Origin of the sequence: Cereibacter changlensis JA139 (assembly GCF_003034985.1) — a bacterium.
Classification (GTDB): Bacteria; Pseudomonadota; Alphaproteobacteria; order Rhodobacterales; family Rhodobacteraceae; genus Cereibacter; species Cereibacter changlensis.
This window is the reverse complement of sequence record NZ_PZKG01000103.1, coordinates 1-13,964: the sequence shown is the minus strand read 5'-3', so window position 1 is coordinate 13,964 and position 13,964 is coordinate 1. Positions and strand designations below refer to the sequence as shown.

Genomic DNA, 13,964 nt, shown 5'->3' with positions numbered 1-13,964 from the left:
ATGTCCAGATGCTGCCCGGCCTCCAGCGGCTCGCCGATGTCCTTCAGCCGCAGCGCCAGGCTGGCGTGCTGCACGCCTGGACGGCCGCCACCACGGGTCGGGAGGCCGATGTCTTCCTGCGGATCGAGAACCGCGGCGATGAGGAGGCGATGCTGACCGGGGCCTCGGTGGCCGAGGCGGGCCGCGTGGAGATCGTCGGCTTCGGCTTCCAGGAGGGCGCGGAGGTCTGGACGAGGCTGCCGTCGCTCCCGATACCGGCGAAGATCACGATCGAGCTCGAGCCGCACAGCCTGGCGCTGCGGCTGAAGGACATCGGCGAGCCGCTGGAGGCCGGGCAGCATCTGGACATGGTGCTCGAGTTCGGCGCGACGCGCCTCCCCGTCGAGGTGGAGGTGGGGCCGGCGGGGGCGACATCCCACAGCCATGCGGGCCATGACCATTGAGGGCGGCGACCCGTCGAGGCCCCGGCCATCCGGGCGGGGTTCGCGCGCTGGCGGGGGATGCCCGGCGCGCGGCCCGATCTGGTCAGCCGCTTCGGGCGTGGCCCGGCGATGTCGCTGCGGCGTCCGGTCGGCGCGGTTCTGGCCTAGGGGGGCGCGGGCGCGCTGCGAGTGGGGCGACCGGCTGCCGCTGACGGCGGGGCGGCCACCGGCGAGCCGGTGCTTGAGCGCGCCGGTCATCGGCAACGTCACCTTGGGACGGCTGTTCCGGCCGGCGGTGGGCCTGTGTGCAGCAAATTCATGACGGATGCACTCTTGCGCTCGTCTGCAGCAATCGCATATTTGATGCACACAAGTCAGGTGATGCGATGTCTGCCATTTCCCATTCCCGCGCCGCGCAGGTGGCCTATCAGGACCTCTTGCGCCTGCACCTCGACGAGGTGGCCTCGGACCTGATCGGCAGCGTCGAGGAGCGCTGCCGCAACGGGCGCATCTATCTCTATGACAAGTTCCGTCTCGGCACCGAGATGAAGAGCCGCTACCTGGGCGAGGGCTCCCCCGAGCTGCGGGCGCGTCTGGCGCGCAGCGCCGAGCTGAAGGCGCAGGGCGGGGACCGCAGGAAGACCATGGCGCGGCTGGCCCGGGTGCTGCGCGCCGAGGGGCTCATCGGCACGGATCGCGATACCGGCTCGCTGCTCCTGGCCTTCGCGCGCGCCGGGGTGTTCCGGCTGGGAGGGACGCTGGTGGGCACCGCGGCCTATGCCCTCTACCAGGGGGAGCTCGGCGTGCGGTTCGATTCCGAGGAGCTCGCGCAGACCGGGGACATCGATTTCGCCAGCTTCGAGCGCCTGTCGGTGGCGCTCGGCGACCGTGTCGAGGAGAGCCCCGGCGAGATCCTGCAGGCGCTGAAATTCGATCCGGTTCCGGGCGTGCAGGATCGCCAGATCTGGAAATGGCGGCAGAACCGGGGCGAGGCGATGGTCGAGTTCCTGACCCCTGCCTTCGGCGATGAGGGGGTCAAGCCGCTTCCCGCGCTCAAGGTCAGCGCACAGGGCCTCAACTACCTGAATTTCCTGATCGCGGAGCCGATCCCGGCGATCGCCCTCTATCGCTCCGGCGTGCTCGTGCGCATTCCGCGGCCCGAGCGGTTCGCGATCCACAAGCTGATCGTCGCGGATCGGCGGCAGGGCGGGCCGGATCAGGCGAAGGCGCGGAAGGATCGGGGGCAAGCGGCGTTCCTGATCTCGGTCCTTGCCGAGGACCGTCCCGATGACCTTGCCGAAGCCTTCGCGGATGCCCGGTCCCGCGGCCCGCGCTGGCGTGAGCGGCTGGAGGCGAGCCTGGCGCGGATGCCGGAGACCGCGGAGGTGCTGCGCGGGCTGATGTAGGGAGCGGCAGGCGCCCGGGGGGAGGGCGGTCGGGTCGGCGCGACCGGCTCGAATCCGCCAGGAAGCGGCGGCCCGGCCTCGGGCTGCGCCGAGACGGGCGGCGTCTCTCTGACTGCCGCCCGCTCGTCGGTGCTATTCGGGAAGCTGTTCGAACAGGGCGTCGAAGCGCTTCTTCGCCTTGCCCTTCTGCGGAACGGCAAGTGCGGCCTCCAGATTGACCGGGGCGCCGACCGCGATCAGCCCCACCATGCCCATCCCGGCATGCGGCGTGCATTTGATGCCGTAGAGGCCTTCCTCGGTGAAGGTGACCGAGACCTCCTCGCCCATCTTGCTCTTGAACGCCTCCGCCCCCTCCGGCAGCATGCCCTTGATGGTTTCGACATTGTGGCCCCGGTCGGTGGGCTGGAACACCACGGTGTCGCCGGGGGCGATGGCGGTGAAGCCGGGTTCGAACACCATGATGCCGTCGGCGCCCTTGTTGAGCATCTTCACCTCGAAGGTGGCGGCGGCGGAGGGGACGGACAGCATCAGGCCGGCGAGGGCGGCGGTGCAGAGGATCTTGAACATCTGGTTTCCTTTGATGTGTGTGGGGAAAGCCTAGGGGCTGTCGCGGCGCGGTTCTTTGCGCCGCCACAACCTTCGGGCGCGGTCAGGCGTTCGCCGTCCGCCGCGCCAGCTTGGGGCGAAGCAGCACCGGGCCGATGCGCCAGGCGAAGAGGCCGAAGCCCGCGACCCACAGCGCCGCGGCGATCCAGAGCCCGCCGATCCCGGCGATCTCCGCGTCGGGCAGGACAACCCGCACCAGCGCCGCCAGCGCCAGGCAGACGAAGCCCGTGGTGAGGAGGCGGCCCGCCTCCAGCGCCCGGCCGGTGTGGCCAAGCGAGGCGCGCATCATCACCGCGACCGTCATGCCGCCCGTCGAGCCGATGCCGAGCAGATGCATCCCGGTCGCCGTCGGCAGCAGACCCAGCCCGGCCAGGGCGGTCGCCAGAAGGCCGAGCGGCAGGAAGAGGTAAGCGAGATGCAGCATCAGGAGCAGCGGCGAAGGCCAGGTCCGCTCGCCGTGCCAGCGGGACAGCCGGAGGGCGTGCAGGACTGCCGCCGCCACGAGGCACAGGGCGCTGACGACCGCCTCGGGCCAGGCCGTCCAGAGCAGCATCGCCACGGCCGCCGCGATCAGGCAGATCCCGTCGAACCGGCCGAAGGGCGCGGGCAGCAGCGTCACGCCCTGCTTGACCATCCAGTTCCGGGTGAAGCTGGGAATGATGCGCCCGCCGATCAGCATGATCAGGAAGGCGACCACCGCGAAGCCCAGACGGCGGCCGATGTCGCTGCCGCCCGTCAGCATCGCCTCGAGGTGGAAGGTGACGTTGGCGGCCAGATAGATCCCGACCGGGATCACCACCTTCAGGTTGCCCCAGTTCTTTCCGGCGACGATCTCGGCGACCACCATCGCGGCGACCGCCGCCAGGAAGGCGGCGTCGATCAGCAGGACCATGAGCGGCGAGAGTCCGAAAGCCCCCGCGACCGCCAGCCTGCCGAGGCACCAGAGCACGACCAGCACGATCAGCGGCAGGCCGCGGGTCGGCATCCGCCCGGTCCAGTTCGGCACCGCGGTGAAGAGAAAACCCGCCAGCACGGCCGAGGTGTAGCCGAAGAGCAATTCGTGGATATGCCAATCCAGCGGCGCGAAGGGGCCGCCCAGCGTCAGCCGGCCGGAATAGGCCAGCATCCAGACCGGAACCACCCCCAAGGCGAGCAGCGCCGCCCCGAGGAAGAACGGCCGGAAGCCGTAGCTGAACAGCGCGGGGCCGGTGTAGTCGGGTTTGTTCACCATCTCTGCCTCCTTGGGGATGGAAAAAGGGCGACGCGAGGCCCGCGCCGCCCAAGGTGATCAGCCAGGGCTGGGACGCTCGCGGCTGCCTACGAAGCGCCGGCAAGCGGCAGGTTTCGTATCCGCCGGTTATAGGTTAGGCAGGACGGGCCGCTCGTTGTGCTGGCGCAACCTTCCGGACCGACCTTGAACAAGCTCGACGAAAGCCTTCTCAGCGCGCTGCCGCCCTTCAGCCGGCTGGACAGGGCGCAGATCCGCGCGATCCTCGATCTGGCGACGCCGCGCCGCTATGACGAGGGCGTGGCGGTCTTCGGCGAGGGGCTGGCGGCCGAGCGCTTCTTCCTGTTGCTGGACGGCACGATCCGGGTGATCCGCACCACCCCGGGCGGCGAGCAGATCATCGCGCTGCATATCGGGCCGGGGCAGCTGTTCGGCATCGCCCCCGCGCTCGGGCGCGACACCTATCCGGCGACCGCGATGACGGCGGCGGAATCGCTGGCGCTGTCCTGGCCGGTGCGGCACTGGGCGGAGTTCACCCAGCGCTATGACGGCTTCGCCACCGAGACCTACCGCACCGTCGGGGCGCGGCTGGGCGAGATGCAGGCCCGCATCACCGAGCTCGCCACCCAGCAGGTCGAGCAGCGGGTGGCGGCGGCGCTGTTGCGGATGGCGACCCAGTCGGGCCGCAAGGTGGCGACCGGGATCGAGATCGGCTTTCCGATTACCCGGCAGAACATCTCGGACATGACCGGCACGACGCTGCACACCGTCAGCCGCCTGCTCAGCGCCTGGGAAAAGCAGGGCATCGTGGAAAGCGCGCGCAGGCGCATCGTGGTGACGGCGCCGCATCAGCTGGTGATGTTGAGCGGGGCGGAAGGCTAGGCGGCGGGTGCATCGCCGAGATGTGGCCGGGCGAGCGGTCAGGCTGACCCGGCGCGCGGATCCGTGGCGGCAGCGGTCGCCATCGGCCCGGGGGGCAGGAAGCGGGCCTCGAGGGCGATGTCGGCCAGGGTGTGGGCGTCGAGCACATCGAGGAAGGCGGCGGTCGCATTCGACAGGATCGGCGGAATCCGGCACTGCGCCTCGATGCGGCAGCGCTGGCCGGTCTGGAAGCACTCGACCATCGCGAAATCGGCTTCGGTGGCGCGCACCACCGCGCCCAGCCTGATCCGGTCCGCCGGGGCGGCCAGCCGGTAGCCCCCGCTGCGGCCACGCTCGCCGTGCAGGAAGCCGGCGTGGGTCAGCAGCATCACCACCTTCTTCAGATGGCCCTGCGAGATGCCATAGACTGCCGCCGTCTCGGCGATCGTCACCCGCCGCCCCTCGGGCACCGAGGCCGCGAAGACGAGCACGCGCAAGGCATAGTCGCTGAATTTGGTCAGACGCATCGGTCCTCCGGTCTGGCTGGGTGTGACAGCCGCACCCGCGGCGGTCATTGACCTCCGTCAAGCATTGCCCTGCTGCGACCCGCCTGCAACCGGCTTTGTGACGCGGCTGTAAAAAGGATAGATCACATGACCTATATCAAGGTGAGGGTCGTGCGCCGCGTCTAGCAAGGCGGCATGACCTGTATCGTGCGCCTCTGCCTCTCCGCCCTGCTCAGCCTCGCGCTGACCGGCGCCGGCCTGACCGCAGGCCCGGAGCACGGCGGACCGATGCCGTGGCAGACCGAGATGGTGATCTGCTCCGGTGACGGCGCGAAGACGGTCACGCTGGATGCCGAGGGCAATGTCGTCGATCCGGCGGACTGCACCGGGCACGGCTGCCCCGACTGTCTGCAGCCGGGCCCGGCCCTCGCGCCGCAGGCCCTTGCCCGCCCGCTCCCGCCCGTCACCCGTTGCGAGACCTGCCTGCCGCGGCCGGAACGCCCCCTTGACCGCTCCGCCGTCACCGGGACGGCGCGCGGCCCCCCGTCCGAGGTCTGACCGATGCTGTTCTCCCTGGCCCTCCGCCTGCTGACCCTCTGCGCCCTCCTCTTCCCGCTCGCCATCGTCGGGCCGGCGCAGGCCGACACCCCTCTCCTGCCGCATTACCTTGCCGAGGTGCCCGCCGCCGAGCTGGTGCCCGGGGCCGACGCCTATGGGGCGCTGCGCGCCGACCTGCCGGCGGCTCCGGTGCTGCGCGGCGGCGAGACGGTGGCCTGGGCCTTCCTCACCTCGGATTTCGTCGGCACCACTGGCTATTCCGGCAAGCCGATCCATGTGCTCGGGGCTGTCAGTCTCGATGGCCGGATGGCCGGGCTGAAACTGGTGAAGCATTCCGAGCCCATCGTGCTGGTGGGCATCCCCGAGGCGAAGATCCGCGCGCTGATCGCCGGCTACATCGGTTTCGATTTCGTCGAGCAGGCCAAGGGCGGCGACCACGAGCTGAACATCATTTCCGGCGCGACCGTGACGGTGATGGTGATCGACGACTCCATCCTGCGCTCCGGGCTCCGGGTGGCGCGGGCCCTGGGCCTCGGCGGGCTGCAGGCCGAGGCCGCCGCGACCGGGCCGCAGCGCGAGCTGGCGCCCGACGCCAGCGCGGCGACCGATTGGCAGACGCTGCTGGGCGACGGCACGCTGCGGCGGCTGTCGCTGGACGTGGGCCAGATCAACGCGGCCTTCGCCGAACTCGGCGACCCTCGCGCCGCCGCGCGGCCAGAGCCCGGCGCGCCGGAGGCTGGCTTCATCGATGTCTATGCCAGCCTCGTCAGCGTGCCGGCCATCGGCCGCAGCCTGCTCGGCGAGGCCGAGGCCGCCAACCTGCAGGCCTGGCTGCAACCGGGCGACAGCGCGCTGATGCTGGCCGGGCGGGGCGACTATTCCTACAAGGGCTCCGGCTATGTGCGCGGCGGGATCTTCGACCGCTTCGTGCTGATCCAGGGCGATATCACCATCCGGTTCCGCGACAAGGAGCATCGCAGGCTTGGCGAGATCGCCGCAACCGGCAGGCCCTCCCTGCCGGAGATGGACCTGTTCCGCATTCCCGCCGATACCGGCTTCGACCCGACCGAGCCTTTCCGGCTGCAACTGCTGGTGCATCGCGCCGTCGGCCCGATCGAGAAGATCTTCACCACCTTCGACCTCGGCTACCAACTGCCGCCCGCCTATCTGCGGGAGTTGGTCGCGCCAGCCGCAGCCGTGAGCGATGAAGCCGCCGAACAGGCCGCCCAGTCCGAGCTCTGGCAGCGGATCTGGCGCGACAGCACGGTCGAGATCGCGGGCGTGCTGGCGATGCTGGCCGTGCTGACCGCCGCCTTCTTCTTCCAGTTCTGGGTCACGCGGTCTGACCGGTTGTTCTTCTGGTTCCGCATCGGCTTCCTGACCACGACGCTGGTCTTCCTCGGCTGGTACGCCAATGCGCAGCTTTCCATCGTCAACCTGATGGCGCTGGTCTCCTCGCTGATCACCGGCTTCTCCTGGCAGGCGTTCCTTCTGGACCCGCTGACCTTCATCCTCTGGTCCTCGGTCGCCGCCGCGCTGCTGTTCTGGGGCCGCGGCGCCTATTGCGGCTGGCTCTGCCCCTTCGGCGCGCTGCAGGAGCTGACCAACCGCCTCGCCCGGCTCTGCCGCGTGCCGCAATGGACGCTGCCCTGGGGGCTGCACGAACGGCTCTGGGCGGTGAAATACATCCTGTTCCTCGGGCTCTTCGCGGTCACGCTGGCCTCGGTCGACCGGGCCGAACAGCTGGCCGAGATCGAGCCGTTCAAGACCGCCATCGTGCTGAAGTTCGACCGGGCCTGGCCCTTCGTGCTCTACGCGCTGGTCCTGCTTGGGCTCGGGCTCTTCGTGGAGCGGTTCTACTGCCGCTACCTCTGCCCGCTCGGCGCGGCGCTGGCGATCCCGGCGCGGATCAGGATGTTCGACTGGCTGAAACGCTACCATGAATGCGGCAGCCCCTGTCAGACCTGCGCCAACGAATGCCCCGTCCAGGCGATCCACCCCACGGGCGAGATCAACCCGAACGAGTGCGTCAACTGCCTGCATTGCCAGGTGCTCTACCAGTCGAAGGCGAAGTGCCCGGTGGTCATCAAGCAGATGAAGCGCCGCCAGTCCATCGCCACGGCGCGGGACCTCTCGGACCCCGCCATCGCAAACCATCCCAACCTGAAGGAAAGACAAAATGTCTGACAGATCGGAAACCACAGGCATCAGCCGCCGCGGGCTGCTGGGCGCAACCGCCGGCGGAGCGATGCTGGGCGCCTTCGGCGCACCGCAGGCCGCGGTCCTGCTCGGCGGCGCCGGCGTGGCCACGGTGGCCGCCACCGGCACGGCCCGCGCCCAGGGCGCGCATGCCAACCTCGCCCCCGGCGAGCTGGACGAATACTACGGCTTCTGGTCCTCGGGTCAGACCGGCGAGATGCGCATCCTCGGCATCCCCTCGATGCGCGAGCTGATGCGGGTGCCGGTGTTCAATCGCTGCTCGGCGACCGGCTGGGGCAAGACCAACGAGTCGATCAGGATCATGACCGAGAACATGACCGACAAGACCAAGGCCTTCCTCGCCGCCAACGGCAAGACGGTGCACGACAACGGCGACCTGCACCACCTGCACATGTCCTACACCGAGGGCAAGTATGATGGTCGCTACCTCTACATGAACGACAAGGCCAACACCCGCGTCGCCCGGGTGCGCTGCGACGTGATGAAGACCGACAAGATCCTCGAGATCCCGAACGCCAAGGCGATCCACGGCATGCGTCCGCAGAAATGGCCGCGCACCAACTACCTGTTCTGCAACGGCGAGGACGAGACGCCGCTCGTCAATGACGGCAAGATCCTCGACGATCCGTCGCAATATGTGAACTTCTTCACCGCGGTGAACGCCGACGAGATGAAGGTCGCCTGGCAGATCATCGTCAGCGGCAACCTCGACAACGCCGAAGCGGATTACGAGGGCAAGTATGCCTTCTCGACCTCCTACAACTCGGAGATGGGCACCAACCTCGGCGAGATGATGGAAGCCGAGATGGATCACGTGGTGATCTTCAACCTCGCCGAGATCGAGAAGGGCATCGCCGCAGGCGACTTCCAGGAGCTGAACGGGGTCAAGGTTCTGGATGGCCGCAAGGGCCAGAACAAACAGTACACCCGCTACATCCCGATCGCCAACAACCCGCATGGCTGCAACATGGCGCCGGACCGCAAGCACCTCTGCATCGCCGGCAAGCTGTCGCCGACGGTGACGGTGATCGACGTGACGCGGATCGACGCGCTGTTCACCAGCGACGCGGATCCGCGCTCGGTCGTGGTGGCCGAGCCGGAGCTGGGTCTCGGTCCGCTGCACACCGCCTTCGACGGCGCGGGCAACGCCTATACCTCGCTGTTCCTCGACAGCCAGGTGGTCAAGTGGAACATCCAGAAGGCCATCGACGCCTACAATGGCGCGCAGGTCGATCCGATCCTCGACAAGGTCGACGTGCATTACCAGCCGGGCCACCTGAAGACGACGATGGGCGAAACGCTGGAGGCCGACGGCAAGTGGCTGGTCTGCCTGTCCAAGTTCTCCAAGGACCGTTTCCTGAACGTCGGCCCGCTGAAACCCGAGAACGACCAGCTGTTCGACATCTCGGGCGACAAGATGGTGCTGTTGCATGACGGTCCCAACTTCGCCGAACCGCATGACGCCATCGCGGTGCATGCCTCGAAGATGACCAACATCCGTTCGGTCTGGGATCGTCAGGACCCGATGTGGGCCGAAACCCGCAGGCAGGCCGAGGCCGACGGGGTGAACATCGACGACTTCACCGATGCGGTCATCCGCGACGGCAACAAGGTGCGGGTCTACATGACCTCGATCGCGCCAGCCTTCAGTCTCGAGAAGTTCACCGTGAAGGAGGGCGACGAGGTGACGATCATCTGCACCAACCTCGACGACGTGGACGACCTCACCCACGGCTTCACCATGGGTAACCACGGCGTCGCCATGGAGGTGGCGCCTCAGGCGACGGCTTCCGTGACCTTCGTCGCGGCCAGCCCGGGCGTCTACTGGTATTACTGCCAGTGGTTCTGCCACGCGCTCCACATGGAGATGCGTGGCCGGATGTTCGTCGAGCCGAAGGCAGCCTGACCATGTGGCGCCCCCTCCTCTGCCTGCTGCTTGCGCTGGCTGCCCCCGTGGCGGCGGCGGAACGGCTGGTGCCTGCCGAGGCGGGGGCGCTGCTGTCCGCCATTGCCGGGGCCGCTCCCGGCGACGTGCTGATCCTCGCGCCGGGCCGCCACGACGGCCCGGTGTTGCTCGACCGTCCGGTGACGCTGGACGGCAAGGGACAGGCGGTGATCGACGGTCACGGCCAGGGCAGCGTGATCCGGGTGACCGGCGACGACGTGACCCTGCGCGGGCTGGAGATCGTCGGCTCGGGCAGTTCGCATACCGACATCGACAGCGGCATCCGCCTGCTGAAGGGCGCCGAGCGCCCGCTGGTCGAGGGCAACCGGCTCATCGGCAATCTGGTCGGCGTGGACGTGCACGGGGCGACCGACGCCACGCTGCGCGGCAACACCATCGTCGGGCGGCGCGATGCGCATATGAACGCCCGCGGCAACGGCGTCTATGTCTGGATGGCTCCGGGGCTGCTGGTCGAGGGCAACGACATCCGCTACGGCCGCGACGGGATCTTCGTCAACGTCTCGCACCACAACACCTTCCGCAACAACCTGCTGCGCGACCTGCGCTTCGGGGTGCATTACATGTATGCCAACAACAACGAGGTGTCGGGCAACGTCTCGATCGGCAACCACCTCGGCTTCGCGCTGATGTCCTCGCATCACCTGACGGTGACGGACAACCTGAGCCTCGGCGACCGCAGCCACGGGGTGATGCTGAACGCGGTGAGCAACGCCGAGATCGCGGGCAACCTGGTGCGCGGCGGCGCCGAGAAATGCACCTTCATCTACAACGCGCAGCGCAATGTCATCCACGACAACCGCTTCGAGGGCTGCGCCATCGGCATCCACTTCACCGCCGGCTCCGAGAAGAACACGCTGACCGGCAACGCCTTCATCGGCAACCGTGAGCAGGTGAAATACGTCGGCTCGCGCGACATCGAGTGGAGCTTCGAGGGGCAGGGCAACTTCTGGTCGGATCACCCGGCCTTCGATCTGGACGGCGACGGCATCGCCGACGGGCGGTTCCGGCCCAACGACCTCATGGATCACATCCTCTGGTCCCAGCCCGCGGCGGCGCTGCTGATCGGCTCTCCGGCCGTGCAGCTGATCCGCTGGAGCCAGGCCAATTTCCCGGCGACCCTGCCCGGCGGCGTGCGGGATTCCTTCCCGCTGATGACGCCGGTGACGATCGCCGTCCCTGAACATATCGCCGCGATGGAGGCCGCCTCGCGGCCCGACTGGGCCAATGGAGCACTTGACGATGCAGAGCTTGACCCTCTCGGCGGTCACTAAGACCTATGACGGCGCGACGGCGCTGGATGCCGTCGGTTTCACCGTCGCCCCCGGCGAGCGCGTGGCGCTGCTGGGCCACAACGGCGCCGGGAAATCCACGCTGATGAAGATCGTGCTGGGGCTGATCCCCTGCGACAGCGGCCGGGTGGAGGTGCTGGGCCATGCCCCCGGCAGCACTGCGGCCCGGGCCGGCGTTTCCTATCTGCCGGAGAGCGCCGCATTCCACCCGGCGCTGACCGGGCTGGAGCAGCTGGAATACTATCTGCGGCTGCGCGGCGAAAGCCCGGCGCTGGCGATGCGCCTGTTGGAGCGGGTGAACCTCGGCGCGGCGGCGCGGCGGCGGATCGGCACCTATTCCAAGGGCATGCGGCAACGCGTCGGCCTTGCGCAGGCGCTGATCGGGCAACCGCAACTGATGGTGCTGGACGAGCCGACCAGCGGCCTCGACCCGGTGTCGCGCCGCGACTTCTACGCGATCCTGGACGAGCTGGCCGCGTCGGGCACCGCGATCCTGCTGTCCAGCCACGCGCTGACCGAGGTGGAGGCGCGGACCGACCGGATCGTCATCCTCTCCGGCGGCAGGCTGATGGCGGACGACACGCTGGCCGCCCTGCGGCACCGGGCGAGCCTGCCGATCCGCCTGCATGTCACCGCCCGCCCCGACACGGTGGCCACGGTCGCCGCGCGGCTGTCGGGCAGCCGGCGCAACGGCGTAGGCATCGACCTCTTCTGCGGTCACGACGACAAGCTGGCGCGGCTGGGGGACATCGCCTGGTTGGGGAGCCTGATCGAGGATGTGGAGATCGTGCCGCCCAGTCTGGAAGACATCTACAGCCACTTCAGCCGGAGGGCCGCCGAATGAGCCGCATCCTTGCCACCGCCGGGGCCGAACTGCGGATCGCCTTGCGCAACCGCTGGGTCGCCATCGTCGTCATCATGATGGCGCTGTTCTCGCTGGTGCTGGCCGCCGCCGGCAGCGGCGCCACCGGCGCGGTTGGGGCCGACCGGCTGTCGGTGACGGTCGCGAGCCTCACCAGCCTCGCCGTCTATCTCGTGCCGCTGGTGGCGCTGCTGATGTCCTTCGACGCCGTCGCGGGCGAGGTGGAGCGCGGCACGCTGGCGCTGGTGCTCGCCTATCCGATCACCCGGGCCGAGCTGCTCCTGGGCAAGTTCACCGCCCATCTGGCGATCCTCGCGCTGGCCATCGGCATCGGCTACGGCCTCGCCGCCGGCTCCGCCTTCGCCTTCGACCCGGAGGCCATGGCGGGCCTGCCGGCGCTGCTGCGGCTGTTCTGGACCTCGCTTCTGCTCGGCGCCGCCTTCCTCGGCATCGGCTACGCCCTCTCGGCCGTCGCCCGCCGTCCCGGCGCCGCCGCCGGTCTGGCCATCGGCCTCTGGCTGGTGCTGGTCGTGCTCTACGATCTGGGGCTGCTGGCCGCCGTGGTCGCCGACAGCGGCGGCGGCTTCACCACGCATGTCTTCCCCTGGCTTCTGCTGTGCAACCCGGCGGATGCCTTCCGGCTGTTCAACCTCTCCGCCTCTTCCGCCACCGCCGCGGCGGCGGGTGTCGCGGGCGCGGCCAATGCCATACCGCCGCTGCACGCGCTGCTGTCGATGCTGCTCTGGCCGCTCGCCGCCTTCGGGCTGGCGGTGGCCGCCTTCCGAAGGATCACCCCATGAAACGCCTGATGCTGATCGCGCTCCTCGCCCTGCCGGGATGCCGGGAAGAGGCCGCCAACCGCCCGTTGCCGGTGGCGCTGACCGCCGAGGCCGTGGGGCATTATTGCCAGATGGACCTGCTGGGCCACCCCGGACCCAAGGCGCAGGTGCATCTGGCAGGCGTCGAGGCGCCGCTGTTCTTCAGCCAGGTGCGCGACGCCCTCGCCTTCCAGCGGATGCCCGAACAGGAAGGCGCCATCACCGCGATCTATGTGAACGATATGGGCGCGGCCCAGAGCTGGCAGGAGCCGGGGGTGACCAACTGGATCGACGCCGAGAGCGCCGTCTACGTGGTCGGCTCCGCCGCCCGCGGCGGCATGGATGCGCCGGAGCTGGTGCCGTTTTCCAGCGAGACCGCCGCGCAGGGCTTTGCGGGGCGCGAGGGCGGCGCGGTGATGGCCTTCGCCGCCATTGGCGACCGCGACGTGCTGGAGCCGGTGGCCCCGGCAGAGGACAGCGACGAGGCAAGCTATGCCGACTCCCTCCGCCGGCTTTCGGATCGGAGGCAGAACTGATGCAGCTTTCCCGCCGCCGCTTCCTGACGCTCAGCGCCGCCCTGTTCGTCGCCAATCCGGCGCAGGCCGCGCCGCTCCACCGCGCCCGCGGTCAGGCGCTCGGCGCGACCGTGACGATCCTGCTCGCCCATCCCGACGCGCCACGCATCGCCGCCCGCGCGATGGCGGAGATCGCCCGGCTGGAGCGGATCTTCAGCCTCTACGATCCGGGTTCGGAGCTGAGCCGGTTGAACGCCGAGGCGCGGCTCGATGCCCCCTCCTTCGAGTTGCTGGATTGCCTGAGCCTCTGCGACCGGGTGCATGCGGCGACGGCGGGGGCCTTCGACCCGACGATCCAGCCGCTCTGGGCCAGCTACGCCCGGCATTTCGCTGAAGGGGCCGCGCCCGACGCCGGGACGCTCGAGGCGGAACGCCGCAAGACCGGCTGGCACAGGCTGCGGTTCGACGCGGCGCAGGTCCGGCTGGAGCCCGGCATGGCGCTGACGCTGAACGGGGTCGCCCAGGGGTTCATCGCCGACCGGGTGTCGGAGCTGCTGAAGGCCGAGGGGCTGGGGGACATCCTGGTGGACACGGGCGAGCTGCGCGCGCTGGGAGGCCATCCGGAGGGCGGCGACTGGCCGGTGGCGCTGGCCTCCGGCGAGGGTCTGACCCTGCGCGACATGGCGCTCGCCAGCTCCGCGCCACGC

Annotated in this window: 14 protein-coding genes; 11 read left to right on the top strand and 3 right to left on the bottom strand. The window is 69.3% G+C overall.

The window, feature by feature from the left end:
- The coding region (locus C5F48_RS17350) for a copper chaperone PCu(A)C (protein ID WP_146170629.1) at positions 1-443 on the top strand (443 nt) is incomplete at its 5' end.
- Positions 444-808: 365 nt separating this feature from the next.
- The gene (locus C5F48_RS17345) at positions 809-1,828 is read left to right on the top strand and encodes a nucleotidyltransferase family protein (protein WP_107665119.1); all 1,020 of its coding nucleotides are present in this window, start codon (positions 809-811) and stop codon (positions 1,826-1,828) included.
- Between the two features lie 132 nt (positions 1,829-1,960).
- Here C5F48_RS17345 and C5F48_RS17340 read toward each other — a convergent pair whose 3' ends face one another.
- Positions 1,961-2,395 carry a pseudoazurin gene (locus C5F48_RS17340; RefSeq protein ID WP_107665118.1) on the bottom strand — a complete coding sequence of 145 codons (435 nt, stop codon included), beginning with the start codon at positions 2,393-2,395 and terminating at the stop codon, positions 1,961-1,963.
- A gap of 82 nt (positions 2,396-2,477) precedes the next feature.
- Positions 2,478-3,665, bottom strand: coding sequence for an NnrS family protein (locus C5F48_RS17335; protein ID WP_107665117.1), 1,188 nt, complete (start codon positions 3,663-3,665; stop codon positions 2,478-2,480).
- A 183-nt stretch (positions 3,666-3,848) separates the two neighbouring features.
- On the opposite strand from C5F48_RS17335, the gene C5F48_RS17330 reads away from it, so the two are divergent.
- Positions 3,849-4,544, top strand: a complete 696-nt coding sequence (locus C5F48_RS17330; RefSeq protein ID WP_107665116.1) for a Crp/Fnr family transcriptional regulator — start codon at positions 3,849-3,851, stop codon at positions 4,542-4,544.
- A gap of 38 nt (positions 4,545-4,582) precedes the next feature.
- On the opposite strand, the gene C5F48_RS17325 is transcribed toward C5F48_RS17330, so the two are convergent.
- Entirely contained in the window at positions 4,583-5,050 is a 468-nt protein-coding gene (locus C5F48_RS17325) for an RrF2 family transcriptional regulator (protein ID WP_107665115.1), read from the bottom strand.
- A 174-nt stretch (positions 5,051-5,224) separates the two neighbouring features.
- On the opposite strand from C5F48_RS17325, the gene C5F48_RS17320 reads away from it, so the two are divergent.
- The 8 genes from C5F48_RS17320 to C5F48_RS17285 all read left to right on the top strand — a co-directional run.
- Positions 5,225-5,587 (top strand): hypothetical protein, encoded by a 363-nt coding sequence (locus C5F48_RS17320; RefSeq protein ID WP_107665114.1) that lies wholly within the window; start codon positions 5,225-5,227, stop codon positions 5,585-5,587.
- Between the two features lie 3 nt (positions 5,588-5,590).
- The gene (locus tag C5F48_RS17315; RefSeq protein WP_107665113.1) at positions 5,591-7,774 is read left to right on the top strand and encodes a NosR/NirI family protein; all 2,184 of its coding nucleotides are present in this window, start codon (positions 5,591-5,593) and stop codon (positions 7,772-7,774) included.
- Positions 7,767-9,713 (top strand): TAT-dependent nitrous-oxide reductase, encoded by a 1,947-nt coding sequence (gene nosZ, locus C5F48_RS17310; protein ID WP_107665112.1) that lies wholly within the window; start codon positions 7,767-7,769, stop codon positions 9,711-9,713. Before C5F48_RS17315 ends, nosZ begins: the two co-directional genes overlap by 8 nt.
- Before the next feature lie 2 nt (positions 9,714-9,715).
- Positions 9,716-11,044, top strand: coding sequence for a nitrous oxide reductase family maturation protein NosD (locus C5F48_RS17305; protein WP_107665111.1), 1,329 nt, complete (start codon positions 9,716-9,718; stop codon positions 11,042-11,044).
- Positions 11,013-11,906 (top strand): ABC transporter ATP-binding protein, encoded by an 894-nt coding sequence (locus C5F48_RS17300; protein WP_107665110.1) that lies wholly within the window; start codon positions 11,013-11,015, stop codon positions 11,904-11,906. Before C5F48_RS17305 ends, C5F48_RS17300 begins: the two co-directional genes overlap by 32 nt.
- Positions 11,903-12,724, top strand: a complete 822-nt coding sequence (locus tag C5F48_RS17295; RefSeq protein ID WP_107665109.1) for an ABC transporter permease — start codon at positions 11,903-11,905, stop codon at positions 12,722-12,724. Before C5F48_RS17300 ends, C5F48_RS17295 begins: the two co-directional genes overlap by 4 nt.
- Complete coding sequence (locus tag C5F48_RS17290; RefSeq protein ID WP_107665108.1) at positions 12,721-13,278, top strand: nitrous oxide reductase accessory protein NosL; 558 nt, start codon at positions 12,721-12,723, stop codon at positions 13,276-13,278. Before C5F48_RS17295 ends, C5F48_RS17290 begins: the two co-directional genes overlap by 4 nt.
- On the top strand, positions 13,278-13,964 hold a 687-nt coding region (locus tag C5F48_RS17285), incomplete at its 3' end, for an FAD:protein FMN transferase (protein ID WP_107665107.1). The genes C5F48_RS17290 and C5F48_RS17285, both read left to right, overlap by 1 nt.